This window comes from Ensifer sp. NM-2 (assembly GCF_003024455.1).
Lineage (GTDB): Bacteria > Pseudomonadota > Alphaproteobacteria > Rhizobiales > Rhizobiaceae > Ensifer > Ensifer canadensis.
The window spans coordinates 29078-48139 of sequence record NZ_PVZR01000019.1; the positions used below are offsets into that span (position 1 = coordinate 29078).

Annotated in this window: 17 protein-coding genes and 1 tRNA gene; 10 read left to right on the forward strand and 8 right to left on the reverse strand. The window is 62.3% G+C overall.

The window, feature by feature from the left end; all coding sequences use genetic code 11:
- Positions 1-3: 3 nt before the first annotated feature.
- From C6558_RS28885 to C6558_RS28895, 3 genes are all read right to left on the reverse strand, one after another.
- A complete protein-coding gene (locus tag C6558_RS28885; RefSeq protein WP_057210235.1) occupies positions 4-822 on the reverse strand; it encodes an N-acetyltransferase in 819 nt (272 codons plus the stop codon).
- 109 nt (positions 823-931) lie between these two features.
- Positions 932-2173 carry a bifunctional glutamate N-acetyltransferase/amino-acid acetyltransferase ArgJ gene (argJ, locus tag C6558_RS28890; protein WP_025424559.1) on the reverse strand — a complete coding sequence of 414 codons (1242 nt, stop codon included), beginning with the start codon at positions 2171-2173 and terminating at the stop codon, positions 932-934.
- 132 nt (positions 2174-2305) lie between these two features.
- The gene (locus C6558_RS28895; RefSeq protein ID WP_057217353.1) at positions 2306-3163 is read right to left on the reverse strand and encodes a peptidylprolyl isomerase; all 858 of its coding nucleotides are present in this window, start codon (positions 3161-3163) and stop codon (positions 2306-2308) included.
- A gap of 244 nt (positions 3164-3407) precedes the next feature.
- On the opposite strand from C6558_RS28895, the gene secA reads away from it, so the two are divergent.
- The 3 genes from secA to C6558_RS28910 all read left to right on the forward strand — a co-directional run bounded on the left by secA (position 3408) and on the right by C6558_RS28910 (position 9056).
- A complete protein-coding gene (gene secA, locus C6558_RS28900) occupies positions 3408-6122 on the forward strand; it encodes a preprotein translocase subunit SecA (RefSeq protein WP_025424561.1) in 2715 nt (904 codons plus the stop codon).
- A gap of 241 nt (positions 6123-6363) precedes the next feature.
- Positions 6364-7785 carry a lipopolysaccharide biosynthesis protein gene (locus C6558_RS28905; protein WP_038575631.1) on the forward strand — a complete coding sequence of 474 codons (1422 nt, stop codon included), beginning with the start codon at positions 6364-6366 and terminating at the stop codon, positions 7783-7785.
- The gene (locus tag C6558_RS28910) at positions 7782-9056 is read left to right on the forward strand and encodes a GNAT family N-acetyltransferase (RefSeq protein ID WP_025424563.1); all 1275 of its coding nucleotides are present in this window, start codon (positions 7782-7784) and stop codon (positions 9054-9056) included. Before C6558_RS28905 ends, C6558_RS28910 begins: the two co-directional genes overlap by 4 nt.
- Positions 9057-9062: 6 nt before the next feature.
- Here C6558_RS28910 and C6558_RS28915 read toward each other — a convergent pair whose 3' ends face one another.
- Positions 9063-10712, reverse strand: coding sequence for an AMP-binding protein (locus tag C6558_RS28915; RefSeq protein WP_057210239.1), 1650 nt, complete (start codon positions 10710-10712; stop codon positions 9063-9065).
- Positions 10713-10966: 254 nt separating this feature from the next.
- Positions 10967-11051, reverse strand: a tRNA-Leu gene (locus C6558_RS28920).
- 324 nt (positions 11052-11375) lie between these two features.
- Here C6558_RS28920 and C6558_RS28925 point away from each other — a divergent pair.
- Positions 11376-11885, forward strand: coding sequence for a disulfide bond formation protein B (locus C6558_RS28925; protein WP_025424620.1), 510 nt, complete (start codon positions 11376-11378; stop codon positions 11883-11885).
- A gap of 117 nt (positions 11886-12002) precedes the next feature.
- Here C6558_RS28925 and C6558_RS28930 read toward each other — a convergent pair whose 3' ends face one another.
- Both C6558_RS28930 and C6558_RS28935 read right to left on the reverse strand, forming a co-directional pair.
- A complete protein-coding gene (locus C6558_RS28930; RefSeq protein ID WP_025424621.1) occupies positions 12003-12560 on the reverse strand; it encodes an HNH endonuclease in 558 nt (185 codons plus the stop codon).
- A gap of 107 nt (positions 12561-12667) precedes the next feature.
- Positions 12668-13315, reverse strand: a complete 648-nt coding sequence (locus C6558_RS28935; protein WP_025424622.1) for a DNA-3-methyladenine glycosylase — start codon at positions 13313-13315, stop codon at positions 12668-12670.
- A 54-nt stretch (positions 13316-13369) separates the two neighbouring features.
- Between C6558_RS28935 and gluQRS the strand changes: the two genes are divergently transcribed.
- On the forward strand, positions 13370-14260 hold the full coding sequence (gene gluQRS, locus C6558_RS28940) for a tRNA glutamyl-Q(34) synthetase GluQRS (protein ID WP_025424623.1): 891 nt from the start codon (positions 13370-13372) through the stop codon (positions 14258-14260).
- Positions 14261-14266: 6 nt separating this feature from the next.
- Here the strand turns inward: gluQRS and C6558_RS28945 are convergent, their stop codons facing one another.
- Positions 14267-15148, reverse strand: coding sequence for a YihY/virulence factor BrkB family protein (locus C6558_RS28945; protein ID WP_025424624.1), 882 nt, complete (start codon positions 15146-15148; stop codon positions 14267-14269).
- Between the two features lie 183 nt (positions 15149-15331).
- Between C6558_RS28945 and C6558_RS28950 the strand changes: the two genes are divergently transcribed.
- The 5 genes from C6558_RS28950 (at position 15332) to C6558_RS28970 (ending at position 18972) form a co-directional block, all read left to right on the forward strand.
- The gene (locus C6558_RS28950; protein WP_025424625.1) at positions 15332-16165 is read left to right on the forward strand and encodes an SDR family oxidoreductase; all 834 of its coding nucleotides are present in this window, start codon (positions 15332-15334) and stop codon (positions 16163-16165) included.
- Between the two features lie 23 nt (positions 16166-16188).
- The gene (locus tag C6558_RS28955; RefSeq protein ID WP_025424626.1) at positions 16189-16392 is read left to right on the forward strand and encodes a twin transmembrane helix small protein; all 204 of its coding nucleotides are present in this window, start codon (positions 16189-16191) and stop codon (positions 16390-16392) included.
- A 16-nt stretch (positions 16393-16408) separates the two neighbouring features.
- Positions 16409-16987, forward strand: coding sequence for a cob(I)yrinic acid a,c-diamide adenosyltransferase (locus C6558_RS28960; RefSeq protein WP_025424627.1), 579 nt, complete (start codon positions 16409-16411; stop codon positions 16985-16987).
- A gap of 137 nt (positions 16988-17124) precedes the next feature.
- On the forward strand, positions 17125-17919 hold the full coding sequence (locus tag C6558_RS28965) for a rhomboid family intramembrane serine protease (protein ID WP_025424628.1): 795 nt from the start codon (positions 17125-17127) through the stop codon (positions 17917-17919).
- A gap of 288 nt (positions 17920-18207) precedes the next feature.
- The gene (locus C6558_RS28970; protein WP_107028035.1) at positions 18208-18972 is read left to right on the forward strand and encodes an electron transfer flavoprotein subunit beta/FixA family protein; all 765 of its coding nucleotides are present in this window, start codon (positions 18208-18210) and stop codon (positions 18970-18972) included.
- The last annotated feature ends 90 nt before the right edge of the window (positions 18973-19062 follow it).

The following is a 19062-nucleotide window of genomic DNA, read 5'->3' on the forward strand; positions in this document are numbered from 1 at the left end:
CATTCAAGCTTTCGGCGTGCGGTAGAGATAGCTGTAGACATCGCGGAAACCGGCGCTGCGATAAAGCGCCAACGCCGCCTCGCTGGTTGCCTCGACCTGTAGCCATGCCTTCTTGGCGCCGCGCAGGCGCGCCCAGCGCAACGAAACGTCGAGCATGGCTTTGCCCAGCCCCTGTCGACGGAAATGCTCATCAACGGCAAACAGCATGATGCCCGCGAGATCGTTGTCCTGAACGACGAGCGATACCGCCGTCGGCCCGCTTTCCACGTCCTCGAACAGGAACAGCCCGCTCTCCGGCTTGATCGAATTGATGATCTCGGCCAGTGCCGCCTTGGTCTTGGGGTCTTCCTTGCCGATGCGGATGCGTGCGTCGACGAAGCGGCCGACGTCCTTGATCGGCAGATGGTCAATGCCATCACCAAAGTCGCGCTCGGCGATATCAGCCATCATCACGGTGCTATGGGAGAAGGCGGTCCAGCCTTCGGCATCCATGTGGGCGATCAGTTGCGGCGGCGTCAGCGGCGTCTGTCGCACGGTCAGTGGCCGGTCGTAGTCGGCAAAGCGCCTGGCAGCCTTTTCCAATCGAACAGGGATGTCGCGGTAATCGGAGGGATCGAGCGGGTTGACCGAATTGAGACGCTTGGAATCGTGGCCAGCATTCAGCCGGATCAGCCAGCTGCCGTCATAATGGACCGACGCCGCCGGCCAGGCGCGAAAGCCGACGGCCTCAAGCCGCCGTACGCTCGGAAGATCAACCATCCGCTTGTCCTTGCCTTCAGCCGCGGCATCGCCTGCGGACGGCTGGGTCTCGATCGATGTCATCTGCTTACCCCCAACAGGCCAAACCAATTACCGACAATGCGAGCAGCTTTGGGAGCTGCAAGCCCCGGGGGAGCTGCAAGCCCCGGGGAAAAGACTGCGCGCGAAGACGTCAGCTTCTGTAGTCGCCGTTGATCTCGACATATTCCTTGGTGAGGTCGCAGGTAAAGACCGTCGCACGTCCGGCACCAAGCCCGATATCGACGCGGATCGGGATATCCTGCGCCTTCATGACCGCCGTGGCGGCGGCTTCCGAATAGGTAGGATCGCGCTCGCCCTCGACGGCGACCCGCACATCGCCGAACCAGATGGCCAGCCGGTCGCGCTCGGCCATCTCGCCGGACTTGCCGACGGCCATGACAACGCGTCCCCAATTGGCGTCCTCACCCGCAACCGCGGTCTTGACCAGCGGCGAATTGGCGATCGAAAGCGCGATGCGCTTCGCGGCCGCGTCGTTCTCGGCACCCTCCACCGTAACGGCAACCATCTTGCGCGCACCTTCGCCGTCGCGAACGACCTGGAGAGCCAGATCGCGCAACAGATCGTTGAGGGCCGCCCGGAAGGCGTCGAGCTTCGCATCGGAAGCATCCGTCACTTTCCGCTGGCCATCGCCGGCAGCAGCACCGGTCGCAAACAGCATCAGGGTGTCGGACGTCGACGTGTCGCTATCAACGGTAACCGAATTGAACGTCGGGCCGACTCCGGCCGAAAGCAGCGCCTGCAGCGCCGCTGGCGCGATGTCGGCGTCGGTAACGACGAAGGAGAGCATCGTCGCCATGTCAGGCGCAATCATGCCAGCACCCTTGGCGATGCCATTGATCGTCACCTTCACGCCGTCGATCTCTGCGCTGCGGGTGGCGACCTTCGGATAGGTGTCCGTGGTCATGATCGCCTTGGCGGCCTCGAACCAGAAGTCTTCGCGGCCGGCAGCGGCGAGATCGTCGAGCACGCCTGCGAACTTCGTCGCGTCCAGCGGTTCGCCGATGACGCCGGTCGAGGCCAGAAACACCTCACTCTCGGCGCAACCGGCAGCCTTCGCCGCCGATTTCGCGGTCAGTTCCGTCGCGTCGCGGCCCTTCTTGCCGGTGAAGGCATTGGCATTGCCGGAATTGACGACAACCGCACGCGCAACGCCGCCGCCAAGGCTCTGGCGGCAGAAGTCGACAGGCGCTGACGGGCACTTGGAGCGGGTGAACACGCCGGCAACAGCCGCAGGCTTGTCGAAAACCATCATCAGCACGTCGGTACGGTTCTTGTACTTGATGCCGGCGGCGGCAGTTGCCATGCGAACACCGCGCAAGGCGGGCATTTCGGCAAAGGTTTTCGGAGCGAGCGGAGAGACGGAACCGGACATGGGAAACCTGCGTGAAGAACGTGGGGTCAAGGTGGCGTTGCGACAAATGCCCGAGCGGCTTTCGGGCCGTCGGGCATCGACAAGAAACGTAGATCGGCGAGCCTTGCCTAAAGCACAACCCGCCGGTCGAAATTACTTGGCTTCCTGCGCCTTGTTGGCCTCGTCGTAGGCCTTCTTCAGAGCCGGATCGGAAATCTCGACACCGGCGTCCTTCTTGGCAGCAGTAAGAAGCTCAACGTATTTGTCGCGCATGACAAGCTGACGAACCTGCGGCTCGACCTGCTCCAGCGCCGGCGGGGCCTGCGGACGCTTGTCCTCGACCAGGATGACATGGAAGCCGAATTGCGTCTTCACCGGCGTCTTGGTGTAGGCGCCCTTATCGAGCGTGAACACGACGGCGTCGAATTCAGGAACCATGCGGCCCTTGGTGAAGTAGCCGAGGTCACCGCCGTCATCCTTGTTCGGATCGGAGGACTTGGCCTTGGCCAGCTCGACGAAGCTCTTGCCGGCGTCGAGTTCCTTGATGATTTCCTTGGCCTCTTCCTCGGTCTTGACGAGGATATGACGTGCCTTGATTTCTTCCTGCACCGGAACCGCGGCGATTTCCTTGTCGTAGCGTGCCTTCACCTCTTCCTTGGTGATCGCGTCGACGACGTGCTTCTTGAAGAAGGCGTTGTGCAGTTCGCGCTCGGTCAGGTAGGCCAGACGCTGCTTGAAGGCCGCGTCGTCCTGAAGGCCTTCCTTCTCGGCCGTCTTCGACAGAAGCTTGACGTCGATGACAGCCGAAAGTGCTGCGGCGCGCTTCTGGTCTTCCGGCATCTGCTGCAGCTGCGGGTCGAGACCACCAAGGGCGAGGTTGAGCTCGGACTGGCGCACTTCTTCGCCACCGACCGTGGCGATGACAGGGTCCGCATCTTCGGCGCGCGCGACACCATGAACGGCGATCGCCGCAACCAGGGCCGCAGCGGCCAGGGTCTTAAACTTCGACATGCTCGTAACCTTTCACCTTTGGCCGTCAACGCGATTGCATTGGGCTCGTAGCGGCTGAACACCACCAGAATGTGGCGGTTCTGTAGCCGTCCAGCCACGCAAGTGCGTTGACATAATTCGACCCCCCTCTTATCTGTCACGCAACCTCGCGTCCAGAACAGTTTCCGGGCGTTTCACGGCATTGCGCGGTTTTGACGGTGCGGCCAGTGGAACCCAAGGCAACAAAAAAGAAAGGACCATTCATATGGTCAGTCTCGGCGGCCTAGCCCGCAAGTTGTTTGGCTCCTCCAACGAACGCCGTGTGCGTGGCTACAAGGCCAGAGTGGATGCCATCAACGCTCTTGAAGCCGATATGAAGGCTTTGTCGGATGAGGCACTCGCCGCCAAGACCGTGGAGTTCCGCCAAGAGTTCGCAGACGGCAAGACGCTCGACGATCTGCTGGTACCGGCTTTTGCCGTTGCCCGCGAGGCGGCCCGCCGCGTCCTCGGCCTGCGCCCCTTCGATGTGCAGCTGGTCGGCGGCATGATCCTGCATGAGCGCGCCATTGCCGAAATGAAGACCGGCGAAGGCAAGACACTCGTCGCGACCCTGCCCGTCTATCTCAACGCGCTTGCCAGCAAGGGCGTGCACGTTGTCACCGTCAACGACTACCTGGCCCAGCGCGACGCCGCCACCATGGGCCGCGTCTACAGCTTCCTCGGCCTGTCGACCGGCGTGATCGTCCACGGCCTCACCGACGACCAGCGCCACGCGGCCTACGCCTGCGACATCACCTACGCAACCAATAACGAGCTCGGCTTCGACTATCTGCGCGACAACATGAAGTATGAGCGCGCGCAGATGGTCCAGCGCGGCCACTTCTTCGCCATCGTCGACGAAGTGGACTCGATTCTCGTCGACGAAGCGCGCACGCCGCTGATCATTTCCGGCCCGCTCGACGACCGCTCCGATCTCTACAACACGATCAACGAGTTCATTCCGATGCTCTCGCCGGAAGACTACGAGATCGACGAGAAGCAGCGCTCAGCCAACTTCTCCGAAGAAGGCACCGAGAAGCTTGAAAACCTCTTGAAGCAGGCCGGCCTGCTCAAGGGTGAATCGCTCTACGACATCGAAAACGTTGCGATCGTCCACCACGTCAACAACGCGCTCAAGGCCCACAAGCTGTTCCAGCGCGACAAGGACTACATCGTACGCAACGACGAGATCGTCATCATCGACGAGTTCACCGGCCGCATGATGCCGGGCCGCCGCTATTCCGAAGGCCAGCACCAGGCGCTCGAAGCCAAGGAAAAGGTGCAGATCCAGCCCGAGAACCAGACGCTCGCCTCGATCACCTTCCAGAACTATTTCCGCATGTATTCCAAGCTCGGCGGCATGACCGGTACGGCCTCCACCGAAGCAGAAGAATTCGGCAACATCTACGGCCTGGAAGTCATTGAAGTTCCGACCAACCTGCCGATCAAGCGTATCGACGAGGACGACGAAGTCTATCGTACGCAGGGCGAGAAGCTCAAGGCGATCATCGACGAGATCAAGTCGGCGCACGAGCGCGGCCAGCCGATGCTGGTCGGCACCACGTCGATCGAGAAGTCCGAACAGCTTGCCGATCTGCTCAAGAAGTCCGGGTTCGACAACTTCCAGGTGCTGAACGCGCGCTATCACGAGCAGGAAGCCTTCATCGTGGCCCAGGCCGGTGTACCGGGTGCGGTGACGATCGCCACCAACATGGCCGGTCGCGGTACCGACATCCAGCTCGGCGGCAACGTCGACATGCGCATCCAGCAGGAACTCGCAGAGGTCGAGCCCGGCCCCGAGCGCAACGACCGCGAACAGGCGATCCGCGCCGAGGTGCAGCAGCTGAAGGAAAAGGCGCTGGCAGCCGGCGGACTTTATGTTCTCGCCACCGAACGCCACGAAAGCCGCCGTATCGACAATCAGCTGCGCGGCCGTTCCGGCCGTCAGGGCGACCCCGGCCGGTCCAAGTTCTACCTGTCGCTTCAGGACGACCTGATGCGCATCTTCGGCTCCGACCGCATGGACGGCATGCTACAGAAGCTCGGCCTCAAGGAAGGCGAGTCGATCGTCCACCCCTGGATCAACAAGGCGCTCGAGCGTGCGCAGAAGAAGGTCGAAGCCCGCAACTTCGACATCCGCAAAAACCTTCTGAAGTACGACGACGTGCTCAACGACCAGCGCAAGGTGATCTTCGAGCAGCGCATCGAGCTGATGGATGCCGAGAGCGTCACCGAAACCGTCACCGACATGCGCACCGAAGTCATTGAGGACATCGTTTCCAAGCGCATCCCCGAGCGGGCCTATGCCGAGCAGTGGGACGTCGAAGGCCTCAAGGCCGACGTGCAGCAGTACCTCAACCTCGACCTGCCGATCGCCGAATGGGCAGCCGAAGAAGGCATCGACGAGGCGGACATCCTCGAGCGTGTGACGGCGGCCACCGACAAGGCGGTTGCCGACCGTGCCGAGCGTTTCGGTCCCGAGATCATGCAATATGTCGAGCGCTCGGTCATCCTGCAGACACTCGACCACCTCTGGCGCGAACACATCGTCAATCTCGACCATCTGCGTTCGGTCATCGGTTTCCGCGGCTATGCCCAGCGCGACCCGCTGCAGGAATACAAGTCCGAGGCCTTCGAACTGTTCCAGGCCCTGCTCGGCAACCTGCGCCAGGCCGTGACGGCCCAGCTCATGCGCGTCGAATTGGTCCGCGAAGCGGCCGAGGCGCCGCAGCCGGCGCCGCCGCTGATGGAAGGTCACCATATCGACCCTCTGACCGGCGAAGACGATTTCGGTCGCGGCTCCGACTCGCTGCTGGCGGTCGCACCGGCAAACCGCAACCCGGCCGATCCGTCGACCTGGGGCAAGGTCTCGCGCAACGAAGCCTGCCCGTGCGGTTCCGGCAAGAAGTACAAGCATTGCCACGGAATTTACGAAGCCTGATCTGAAGATGCCGCCTCCGGGCGGCATTTTTGTTTGTGGGGCCGCAAAGCGCGCAGACCGCCCTGTCGCCAGGCACAGAGTTGCCCGCTTTGCCGTTCGACCATCGTGCTCACGGCCGGCGATCCAGCAGCATCCGATCGGCCCCTTTCCCTGAGGCAAGGACCCCGACTGAACCGTTTGTTAACGCTGATCTGGCACAACCAAACCCTGTATTGCGTAATCTCAGGGTGTTCTCGTGTTCATGGCGGTATGTCAAACAGCCGGACGAATGCTGCCGTCGGCGCTGCGACACCGCCTGTCTCCGCTCATCGGCGTGCTGGTCGCCGCCCTGACCGAACAGGACCCGAAGAATACGGCGCGACGTATGGCGCTTGTCGCCTTCGTCATCCGCATCCTCAGCGCCGCAATCGCATTCCTCTCCCAGATCATTCTTGCACGCCTGATGGGCGAGTTCGAATACGGCATCTTCGTCTTCGTCTGGGTGTTGGTGATCCTGTTCGGCAACCTGTCCTGCGTCGGCTTCCATTCCGCCGTCATCCGCTTCCTGCCTGAGTATCAGGCAACCTCCGCGCTCGCTGAAATTCGCGGGCTGACGACCACCGCCCGGATCTTTGCGCTGATGTCGGCAAGCACACTGGCCATCGTCGGCTTCCTGGGGTTGTGGCTCTTCGCCGACCGGATCGAGGACTACTATCTCGTTCCGCTCTATCTCGGCCTGTTCACATTGCCGATGATCGCGCTTGGCGATGTGATGGACGGCACCGCCCGCGCCCATGGCTGGCCGCTTTCGGCAATGAGCCCGACATTCATCATTCGCCCGCTGCTTGTGCTCGGTTTCATGGTGCTGGCAACAACGATGGGCGAGCCGCATACGGCGCCGACCGCCATCGCGGCAGCCATGGCCGCCGCCTATGTCACGACCGTCAGCCAATTCCTCGCCCTCACCTGGCGCCTGCGTTCGCGCTATGTCAGCGGCCCGCTTCGCATCGAAATGGGACGATGGCTCAAGGTCGCGGTGCCGATCTTCCTGATCGACGGCTTTGGCTTCCTGCTCACCAATTCCGACGTCGTCATCGTCGGCGTCTATCTCAAGCCCGACGATGTCGCGGTCTATTTCGCCGCCGCCAAGACGATGGCGCTGGTGCACTTCGTCATGTTCGCAGTCAAGGCGGCCGCCGGCCCACGGATTGCAGGCGCCATGGCCGCACGCGACCGCAGGCAATTGGCAGGCATCGCCGTCGAAAGCGCGCGCTGGGCATTCTGGCCGTCGCTCATGGTCGGCGCAGCGGTCCTGCTTGCCGGCCCCTTCCTGCTCTCGCTCTTCGGTCCCGCTTTCCTCGGCGGGCTGCCGCTGATGGCCATCCTCTTTGCCGGCATCATGGCCAAGGCCTTCATCGGACCTGCCGAAATCCTGCTGACGATGGCCGGCCAGCAGATGCTCTGCGTGATCCTTTACGCCGGCGCACTGGTGGCCAACATCACGCTAAACTTGTGCCTCATTCCACTTTTCGGACTAACCGGTGCTGCATTTGCAACCGCCGGTGCTATGTTCGTCGAGGCTATGCTGCTTCATTTCGCCGTAAGGCGCACCTTTGGCTTCGCACTCTTCGCTTTCGCAAGCGGGCGTTCGAGCCATGACAACAACGGGGCGATCCATCCATGATCGGCAATACCAATCTTCCCGCTGACGCAGACGATAGGGCTGCTCGCATTCTTGGCGGGCTGGCACCGATGGGCCACTCCCATCCGCAGGCCGAGCACATGCTCGAGGTCGGGCGCCCCGGACGGCATCTTTCGATCTACCCGGCCAAGGCCGGCTACGAATTGCAGCGTGAGCTCGACTTCCTGTCGAACCGGGCGCTTGAGCCGAACGTGTTCTTCACCGGCCATTTCCTGGCGCCGGCGATGCCCAGGCTCGAGGAACGCGTGATCCGGCTGGCCATCATAAGGGACAATGACGAGCGCCGCAGCCGCATGCGCTTCCTGATGCCGTATTCGATCGAGAAGCCCGGTTTTTCGATTGGCGCCTCGATCATCCGCGCCTGGTCCAATCCCTTCGGTCCGCTTGGCGTGCCGCTGCTCGATGCCGAAGACGCCGCCGAAACCATCGACAACCTGTTCGAGGCCCTGACCAATCCGTCGGCAAGCCTCCCCCCGGTTCTCGTGCTGCCGGATCTACGCCTCAAGGGCAAGTTCGCGCAGCTGGCGCGCGCCGTCGCCATCGGCCGGAACCTGCCGCTGACGGTAACCGACACGTTCAGCCGGCCGATGCTCGAAAGCCTGCTCGACGGTCCGACTTATCTGAAGAAATCGATCAGCCCGGCACATTTCCGCGAATTGCGACGCCAATGGAATCAGCTGGAAAAACGCGGGCAGCTTGCCTATTCGGTCGCGCGCCAGCCGAGCGAGATCCGCATTCGCATGGAGGAGTTCCTTGCGCTGGAAGCGTCCGGCTGGAAGGGTCGCGAGCGGAGCGCCATGGTGCTGGACCGGTTCCGCGCAGCCTTTGCCCGCGAGGCAATCACCAACCTCGCCGAAGCAGACAGCGTCCGCATCCACACGCTCGATCTCGACGGCAAGGCGATCGCCTCGATGGTGGTGTTCCTGATGTCGGGCGAGGCCTATACATGGAAGACGGCCTACGACGAACGTTACGCGAAGTTTTCGCCCGGCAAGCTGCTGCTGGCGGAGCTGACCGAATGGCACCTCGATGACGCCAACATCGCCCGCTCGGATTCCTGCGCCGTTCCCGACCACCCGATCATGAGCCGCTTCTGGCAGGAACGCGAAGAGATGGGAACACTCGTCATCGGCCTGCAGCAGACGCGCGACCGCGACGTCCGCCAGGTCGCTGCCCAGCTGCACCTCTACCGCAACACCCGCAACATGGCGCGGATGCTGCGCGAAAAGATCAAGGCGCTCGCCGGGCGGTGACCTCGTTCAGGCCGAGGGTGAGTGCGGCGGCTCCGCCGCTGCCCGCTCGCGCAGGAACCGGCGAATGACCTTGCCCGATGTCGTCAGCGGCAGGCTGTCTACGAAGGCGATCTCGCGCGGATATTCGTGCATCGACAGCCGCGTCTTCACCCAGTCGCGGACGGACTGGGCCGTCTTTTCGTCGCCAGCCACACCCGGTCTCAGAACGACATAGGCCTTGACGATTTCCGTGCGCAGCGCGTCGGGCTTTCCGACGGCCGCGGCCAGCTGCACATCCGGATGGCCGGCAAGGCAGTCCTCGATCTCTCCAGGACCGATGCGATAGCCCGAAGAGGTGATCACGTCGTCATCGCGCCCGAAGAAGGTGAAATAACCTTCGCCGTCCATCACGCCCTGGTCGCCGGTTGTCATCCAGTCGCCGATGAACTTTGCTTCGGTGGCCTTGTCGTTCTTCCAGTAGCCGAGAAACATCACCGGATCCGGCCGTCGGATCGCCACCTGGCCGACGGCTCCCGCCGGCAACTCCCGGCCGTCGGCATCGATGATCGCCACGCGATGCCCCGGCGCCGCCTTGCCCATCGAGCCAGGCTTTACCACACCGAGATCAGCGGCGGACGAAATGACGATGTTGCACTCCGTCTGGCCATAGAACTCGCTGACATCGAGGCCGAGCGCGGCCCTGGCCCATTCGAAGGTTTCGCGCCCGAGCGCCTCGCCGGCCGAGCCGATGGTTCTGAGGTTGAGACGATATCGCTCGCGTGGCATTTCGATCGCCTTCATCAGCCGCAGCGCCGTCGGCGGAATGAAGGCGTTGCGGACATCCATCTCTTCCAGAATGCGAAAGGCGGTGTCCGGATCGAACTTCTGCGCCGGTGACGAGACGACGGGGACGCCGAGCAGCAGCGAAGGCAAGAGCGCGTTCAGCAATCCGCCCGCCCAGGCCCAGTCCGCAGGCGTCCACATCCGATCACCCGGTTGCGGCAGGAAATGATGGTGAAACTGAAACCCCGGCAGATGGCCGAGCAGCACCCGGTGGCCATGCAGCGCGCCCTTGGGCGGCCCTGTCGTCCCTGAGGTGTAGATCATCAATGCCGCATCGTCGGGCGTGGTATCGGCGGCAACAAAACCATCGGCATCGCCTGAGGCAAGGTCGGTGAAGTCGAGCGTGCCGGGAACGCGTTCGGCGCCGGCCAGCACGACCAGCCGTAGATCCGGCAGCCGGTCACGGATGGCCGCGACCCGCTCATGACCGAAAGCATTGGTGACGATTGCCGCAGCACCTGCGTCCAGCAGGCGGTACTCCAACGCCTCTACTCCAAACAGCAGGGCCAGCGGCAGGGCGATCGCGCCGAGCTTGTAGATGGCGGCGTGCGCGATGGCAGCCTCGAACCCTTGTGGCAGCAATATCGCCACCCGGTCCCCCGGCCTGATCCCCTGGCGTTCAAGCCCGCGCGCGAAGGCCGAGGATTGCTGGGAGAAGGCGCCGTAAGTCAGCGTTCGATGGCCGCCATCCGGGTTGAAATGCTGAAGGCAGATGCGCTCCGGCTCTTTTGCCGCCCAGGCATCGCTCACCGCAACGCCGATGTTGAACTTCTCGGGGATCTGCCACTGGAAAGCGCCGTAGAGTTCGTCGTAATTCTCGATTGTCGGTAACATGGCCCCGCCGCAACAGACTTCTGCTGCACTGCACCTAACATCTTCGCCCGCCTCTGTTCAATGACCCGGCATGACGAGGGCGACCTCACTGTCTATGTCAGCGCCACGATTGCAGGCCCGAGGATGGTCAGCAGGATGTTGCCGATGGCGCCCCTGTTGCAGTGGCTCGCATCAAGCGGGCAGTAGACAGATTCGCCACTCACGGACGTCAAAGATGGGATGCGGGATCGACCGGTGCGGGAAAAACTGAGTGATGGTGCCCCATGCCGGGGTCGAACCAGCACTCCTTTCGGAACTCGATTTTGAGTCGAGCGCGTCTACCAATTCCGCCAATGGGGCTCAGGGATATAAGATATCAGCGGCTGGGATTTACACGAAGGTTTTTGCCGTGGTCAACCATCAATTTCAACGAAAGCACGTCGCCCAAAAGTGTGCACCGGTTTTGCGACTACGGCATGCACAAAAGCAGGAACGCAAACGTGCGGCAAGCGATCCCAAGAGATCGCGACACGGCTTGGCGGAGCGACAATCACGAAAGCGTGCAAACATGACGCAGAGGACGCGATTTACAGCACGCGCCGTCGCACCTAAGAAGGCCTTATTCAGTTGCAATGCAGCATATGCCGGATACTGATCCGTTATGCTTTCCAGCATGAGGTACGCATGATCGACGCTTCCACCGCTACCCGCCACCACCTGTTCATCGCCGTTCTCCTGACGCTCGGCATGGCGGCGACCGTCGGCGGTGCGCTCGGTTTCGAGCATATCGGCGGATATATCCCCTGTGCGCTCTGCCTGCTGCAGCGCGATCCCTACTACTACGGCATTCCGCTCGGCATTCTGGCTGTTATCACCAGCGCCTTGAAGCTGCCGACCTGGACGACGCGCACCCTGCTTCTGGCGATCGGCATCCTGATGCTCGTCGGCGCCGGCATGGGCGTCTATCACTCGGGCGCCGAATGGGGCTTCTGGGAAGGTCCGTCGACCTGCGCCACGACAGCGCAGGGCGTATCGTCCAATGTCGGCGATCTCCTGGGCGACCTCGATTCCAAGCACGGCCCGTCCTGCACCGAGGCGGCGCTTCGGGTGCTCGGCTTGTCCTTTGCCGGTTGGAACGTGATTGCCAGCCTGATCTTTGCAGCGATCGCCTTGCGCGGCGCCGCAAAGGCCTGATCTGCGAGGCCGGAACGGCCGACCCAAAAGTAACGCCGCATGATGAAGGATCACGCGGCGTGCTCCATGCCCCAGCTCAGGGCCGGACTTCGTCCAGAAAGCAATGGTCCAAATGCCTCAGGGCTGCAGTTCGACATCCCAGTAGAGATAGTCCATCCAGCTTTCATGCAGGTGGTTCGGCGGGAAAAGCCGGCCATTGTTGTGCAGGTCCTGCACCGTTGGCTGGTAGGGCCTCTGGTGCGGGAACATGCCGGCCTGCTTCGGCAGCTTGCTGCCCTTGCGCAAATTGCAGGGCGAGCAGGCCGCAACGACGTTTTCCCAGGTCGTCTGGCCACCATGGGCGCGGGGCACCACGTGGTCGAAGGTCAGGTCGTCGGGCGTGCCGCAATACTGGCATTCGAACTTGTCGCGCAGGAAGACGTTGAACCGGGTGAACGCCGGATGACGCGACGGCTGCACGTAGCTCTTGAGGCAAACCACGCTCGGCAACCGCATCGAGAAGCTGGGCGAGGAGACCGAATGCTCGTATTCCGCAAGGATAATCACACGGTCAAGGAAGACGGCCTTGATCGCGTCCTGCCAGGACCAGAGCGACAAGGGGTAATAACTCAGCGGCCGATAGTCAGCGTTCAAGACGAGCGCTGGTAAGGCCTGCGGTGAGACTGCAATCGTCAAGCGTATTCTCCTGATCGATTCGGCATCTGCACCTTCTATATTAGGCCCGTTGCAACAGGATTGTGAAGCCGGAAAGAAAAAAGCGAACAACGGATTCGCTTTTTCCTTCAAGGTGTCACAGGAACAGCATCCCGCCGCATTTCTTGGGCGTAATAGGCCCAGAACAGACGTGCCGCGACGCTGCGCCAAGGCGCCCAGGACGCGGCCAGCGAATCAATCTCGCGGGCGGTCGGGCGCAGTTCGAGACCGAGCCCGTGGCCGATCGCGTTCTGAAGCGCGACATCGCCGGATGGAAAGACATCCGGATGCCCGGCACAAAACAAGAGATAGACCTCCGCCGTCCAGCGGCCGACGCCCTTGATGGTCGTCAGCTCGCGGATCGCCTCCGGGGCTTCGACATTGCAGATCGCGTCGAGGTCGATTTCGCCGGCAACGACCACCTGCGCAACCCGCCTCAGCGCATCGGCCTTGGCGCGGGAAAGCCCGATCGCCCGGCAATCCTCGTCGCTGAGCGTCAGGGCGGCAGGTGCGGTAATCTCGCCGAGCGAGGCTTCCATGCGTTTCCAGATCGCCGCAGCGCTTGCCTTCGATACCATCTGCGACACGATGATGCTGGCGATACCACGATAGCCTGGGTCGGTTCGCCTGAGCGGCACCGGCCCGGCCCTGGCCACGACATGTTCGAGACGGGCGTCGAGCATCATCAGGCCGGCAAGCCCCGCCTCGATGTCCTCATGTGTTCGGATGATCCGCATGGCGCCTCCAAAAAGCGGATGATTTTTATACCGCTTCCATGCCAAAGGGAAACGATGGCAGACACGTCATCCACGCAACCCGTTTTCCGTTTCGCACCGAGCCCGAACGGCCTTTTGCATCTGGGCCACGCGCTGTCGGCAATCCTCAACCACGATATGGCAAAAGCGTCGGGCGGACGGTTCCTGTTGCGCATCGAGGATATCGACCGGACGCGCTGCCATCCGCAATTCGAGGCCGCGATCTCTAGCGATCTCGCCTGGCTCGGGCTTGAATGGGAACAGCCGGTGCGCCGGCAATCGGACCACCTCGACCTATATGCGTCCGCACTCCAGCGGCTGAACGACATGGGCCTCGTCTATCCCTCGGTCCTGTCACGCGGCGAGATCAAGGCGGCGGTTGCCGATGCCGAAGCCCGCGGCAATGCCTGGCCGCGCGATCCGGACGGCGCGCCGCTCTACCCAGAGCGCGAGCGCGATCTGGGGGCCGATGCGCGCAATGCCATCGTTGCCGGCGACAAGCCCCATGCCTGGCGGCTGGACATGAAAAAGGCGGTGCTTGCGGCGGGCGCACCGCCGCTGACCTGGCAGGAAACCGGCAGCGGGCCAGATGGAGAGACGGGCCTCATAACGGCGGATCCGGCGGCCTGGGGCGACATCATCCTGTCGCGCTCCGATGCGCCGTCGAGCTACCATCTGTCTGTTATCGTCGACGATGCACTGCAAGGCATAACGCACGTGGTGCGCGGCCGCGACCTTTATCATGCAACCGCGGTGCACCGCCTGCTGCAGCGGCTGCTGGACCTGCCGGAGCCGGTCTACCACCATCACCGCCTGCTGCTCGGCGCCGACGGCCGCAAGCTTTCCAAGAGCAATCGTGACACTGGCATCTCGGCCTTCCGCGAGGCCGGCCGCTCGCCGGCCGACATCCGTGCTTTGGTCCTCTGATGGAATTCAGTCCTCGGTAGTGCGGGGGCTCTGGAAGCTGCGCCGCACCATGCGCTTGACCCGGTATTTGAGGATCGCCGCATTGATCTCTGCGCCGATGATGAAGATCGCCGCGACCATATAGAGGAACACCAGTACGATCATGATCGAAGCGAGACCGGCATAGGTCGAGACATAGGTCGCAAAGGTCGAAAGATAATAGGCGAAGGTGTAGCCGCCGATCGTCCAGCAGAGCAGCGTCAAGAAAATACCGGGCAGCACGTCAATCACTTTGCGGTGACCGTCCGGTAGCCAGAGATGCGACACCAGGAGCCCGCCCGTCACCACGACCAGGGCCAGTGGCAGACTCCAGTTGTCGACGGTTGCCAGCACGCCGTCGAGCCAGGGCAGCCATTCGCCGGCATAACGAAGCGCCAGCGGCACGGCGACGAGCAGGATGCTCAGCGCCGCCAGGATCAGCACCCCGGCAATCACAAACCCGAGGCTGGCAAGGCGCGTCACATACCAGTAGCGGCTTTCCGTCACCCGGTAGGCGCGGTTGAGCGAGACCCGCAAGGCCTCGACCCCATTCGAGGCGAAATAGGCGGCCGCGAGCACCGAAACGGTCAACAGGCCGCCACGCGGAATGGTCAACACCTGGACGATCTCGTTGGCGATCGGGGTAGCGATCGATTCCGGCCAGGCGTCGAAAATGAGATGGACCGCAGTCTCGGCAAACTGATCGGCACCAAGGAAGCTGCCGAGCGCCGTGCCGAAAATCAGGAAGGGGAAGACAGCAAGCAGGGACGAAAGCGCCACATGGCTCGCCATGGCCCAGCCGTCGTCCAGACTGAAGTGCCATAGCGCATCGAACACGACTTTCCAGGTGATGCGAATAAACGCTGGCATTTCCACTCCGGCCCAGTGGCGCCGCGGTCGCGTGCCTTCGCATGCGGATCCTGCGGCGCCGTTCCATGGCATTGACGCTCGTCCGACCGCGACAGCGTACACGGGTTTCGGCTCGCGCAATTCAATTGTATCCCGCCGATGAATATGGGAAACGGGGGCAGGATTGCTACAGGAATCGACAGGATGTCCGATCGTCCCACAATCATTGTCACCGGTTGTTCATCCGGGATCGGCGCCCATTGCGCCCACGCGCTGCATGCGGACGGCTGGCGGGTGTTTGCGACCGTGCGCCGTGACGAAGATCGAGGCGCCCTTGAAAGCCAAGGCATCGAGACCTTCCTGATGGACTATACCAAGCCGGAAACGATCGCCGCCCTGGTCGAAGCGGTGATGGCGCGCTCGGGCGGGCGCATCGATGCGCTGTTCAACAACGGCGCCTACGGCCAAGCCGGCGCGGTCGAGGACCTGCCGACCGAGGCGCTCCGGCTGCAGCTCGAAACCAATGTCATCGGCTGGCACGACCTGACGCGCCGGGTGATCCCCGCCATGCGGGCGCGCGGAAGCGGCCGCATCGTGCAATGCTCCTCCATCCTCGGCATTGTGCCCTACCGCTGGCGCGGCGCCTATAACGCATCGAAGTTTGCGATCGAGGCGCTGTCGCTGACCCTGAGAATGGAACTCGCCGGAAGTGGCATCAAGGTCAGCCTGATCGAGCCGGGGCCGATCGCCTCGAAATTCACCGCCAATGCCGTGACCTATATCGAGCGCTTCATCGACCTGAAGAATTCGGTCCACCGCGCCGAGTACGAGCGGCAGATGCGTCGCCTGAAAGGCGAGAGCAAACCGGTCGCGGGCAAGCTTGGACCGGATGCCGTATATGCAGTCCTAAAGCACGCGCTGGCGGCAAAGAGACCGAAACCGCACTATATTGTAACAAGGCCCGCCAAGCAGGGCGCGTTCCTGAAGAAGCTCCTGCCGGCAGCATTGTTTTACCGCATTATCGGCCGACTCGGCTGAGTGAAAACGCAAGGGAGCATTCGATGTCCAGTTTCGTCACCGGCCTGACCCTGTTCGTCATGGGGCTGGTCGTCATCGTTCTGATCCGCGGCCTCTTGAACATGATGAGGGGTGGCAGCAGCAGCAAATCCAACAAGCTGATGCAGGCCCGTGTACTGCTGCAGGCAGTCGCGATCGTATTGATCATGCTGACGCTATGGATCACCGGCGGCGGCCGCCCCGCCTAAGGAACGTGACGACACCATGGTCAAGCTCAACAAGATCTACACCCGGACGGGCGACAACGGCACCACCGGGCTCGTCTCCGGTCCGCGCCGCCTGAAGAGCGATCTCAGGGTCGATGCCTATGGCGCAGTCGACGAGACCAACGCCTTTGTCGGGCTTGCCCGGCAACACACCGCCGATGTCGCCGATCTCGATGCCACCTTGATGCGGATCCAGAACGATCTCTTCGATCTCGGCGCCGATCTCGCGACACCCGACACCGGCGAGAAGCCGGAATACGAGCCGCTTCGCATCGTCGCAAGCCAAGTCACCTGGCTCGAAACCGAAATCGATCGGCTGAACGCCGATCTCGAACCCCTGCGCTCCTTCGTTCTGCCGGCCGGCAGCGCCGCATCGGCCGCACTGCATGTGGCGCGAACCGTCGCCCGGCGTGCCGAACGGCAGATGGTGGCACTTGCCCAGCTCGAAGCCGAAATCGTCAGCCGCGAGGCGATCGCATATATCAACCGGCTGTCGGATTTCCTGTTCGTCGCCGCCCGTTGGGCAAACGACAAGGGCCATGCCGACGTCCTTTGGATTCCCGGCAAAAACAGATAACGTTTCCCCACTGCACAATCTCACCCTTAAGTCGGGCTCGATTAAAAGGTGAGACTGTGCAGTAAAACAAAGTGTTACGGCGACCATTGCGCGTCTGGACAGGCGCGGCGCCGTAGAATCACGCTTCGGGAGACCGCATGTTCATACCGCTTCACGATAAGAACACCCTGAAGCACATCAAGGTTCAGTATGTGACGATCAGCCTGATTGTCATCAACATCGTTGTTTGGCTGATAACCGGGCCGATCGCCACGGAAGAGTTCGCCAACGCGACGCTTCTGGGCTTCGGCTATATCCCGGCGCTCATCTTCGATTATGCCCAGCTCGATCCGTCGCTGATCATCGTGCCCGACGGTTTCACCTTCATCACCTATTCCTTCCTGCATGGCGGCTTCATGCATCTGGCGATGAACATGCTGTTTCTCTGGGTGTTCGGCGACAATGTCGAAGATGCGCTCGGGCACTTTCGCTTTCTGCTGTTCTACCTTGCCTGTGCCGCTGCCGGGGCCTTGGCCCATGGCCTGTTCGACCCGGCATCGGAAGCGCCTCTAATCGGCGCATCGGGTGCGATCTCCGGCGTGGTCGCCGCCTATTTCCTGTTGCATCCGAAGGTGCGCGTCTGGGTGCTGGTGTTTTTCCGCATCCCCCTGCCCCTGCCGGCGGCCATTCCGCTCGCCTTCTGGATCGGGCAGCAATTCTTCATGCTGGTGGTCGATCCGGGCAGCGGCGTCTCGTGGAGCGCCCATGTCGGCGGCATCGTTGCCGGGCTTGTCCTCGTGGTCATTTTGCGACGCCGCGGCGTGCCGCTCTTCGACCGGACGATCGTCACGCCGCGCGCCGTCGAGCATAAGGTGGAGTCCGTCGTCGTCACGCCGCAACCCACGCCGGAAACGCGGAAGCCGCCGACACCCTGGGGTCGACCAACCGTTTGAAACCGCCGGCTTGGCATTTCCAGCGCCCCGGTTTCGTCACCATTTCAAAGGCTTGATCGTCGCCGCATGATCGCGAAAGAACCGTCATGCCGCATCTGCGAAGAGGTCTTGTCAGCTCACTTTCTTACGTGTACGTAAACGTTATTCCAATTCTCGGGATTATATCGATTTAGCGTCATGCACAGTGATTGTAATTGGAGAAAAAACGCGTATCGATGTCGCCAACCGACAATCAGGCGGCTCCGTTAAGGCGCATTTTCCTGCGAAAGCTCTTGGAGGGAAGAATCCATGAAAATACTTGTGACGGTCAAGCGGGTGGTTGACTACAACGTCAAGATCCGGGTGAAGGCTGACGGCTCGGGTGTCGAGCTTGCCAACGTGAAGATGTCGATGAACCCGTTCGACGAGATCTCGGTGGAAGAGGCGCTGCGGCTGAAGGAAGCCGGCAAGGCCGACGAGGTCGTGGTCGTCTCGGTCGGTCCGGCCAAGGCCGAGGAAACGCTGCGGACGGCGCTCGCCATGGGCGCCGATCGGGCGATCCTGGTCGAGACCGACGACCAGGTCGAGCCGCTCACTGTTGCCAAGATCGTCAAGGGTGTGGCCGAGGCCGAACAGCCGGGGCTGATCATCGTCGGCAAGCAGGCGATCGATGACGATTCGAACCAGACCGGCCAGATGCTGTCGGCGCTTCTGGGCTGGGCCCAGGGCACCTTTGCCTCCAAGGTCGAGATCGGTGACGGCAAGGCACCAGAGGGCACAGCAAGGGTGACGCGCGAGGTCGACGGCGGCCTGCAGACGATCGACATCAAGCTGCCGGCGGTGGTGACCACCGACCTGCGCCTGAACGAGCCGCGTTATGCCTCGCTTCCCAACATCATGAAGGCGAAGAAGAAGCCGCTCGACAAAAAGACCCCTGCCGACTTCGGTGTCGACACGACCGCGCGGCTGAAGGTGCTGAAGACCGAGGAGCCGGAAGGCCGCAAGGCCGGCATCAAGGTCAAGTCGGTGGCCGAACTGGTCGAAAAGCTCAAGACCGAAGCCGGCGTGCTCTAGTTCATGCTTCCGCAAAGTGGGAACCGGTTTGCGGACAAACGCATGAACCACGTCAGAACCGTTGAGCTCCGATCGCCAAGGGATCGTTGA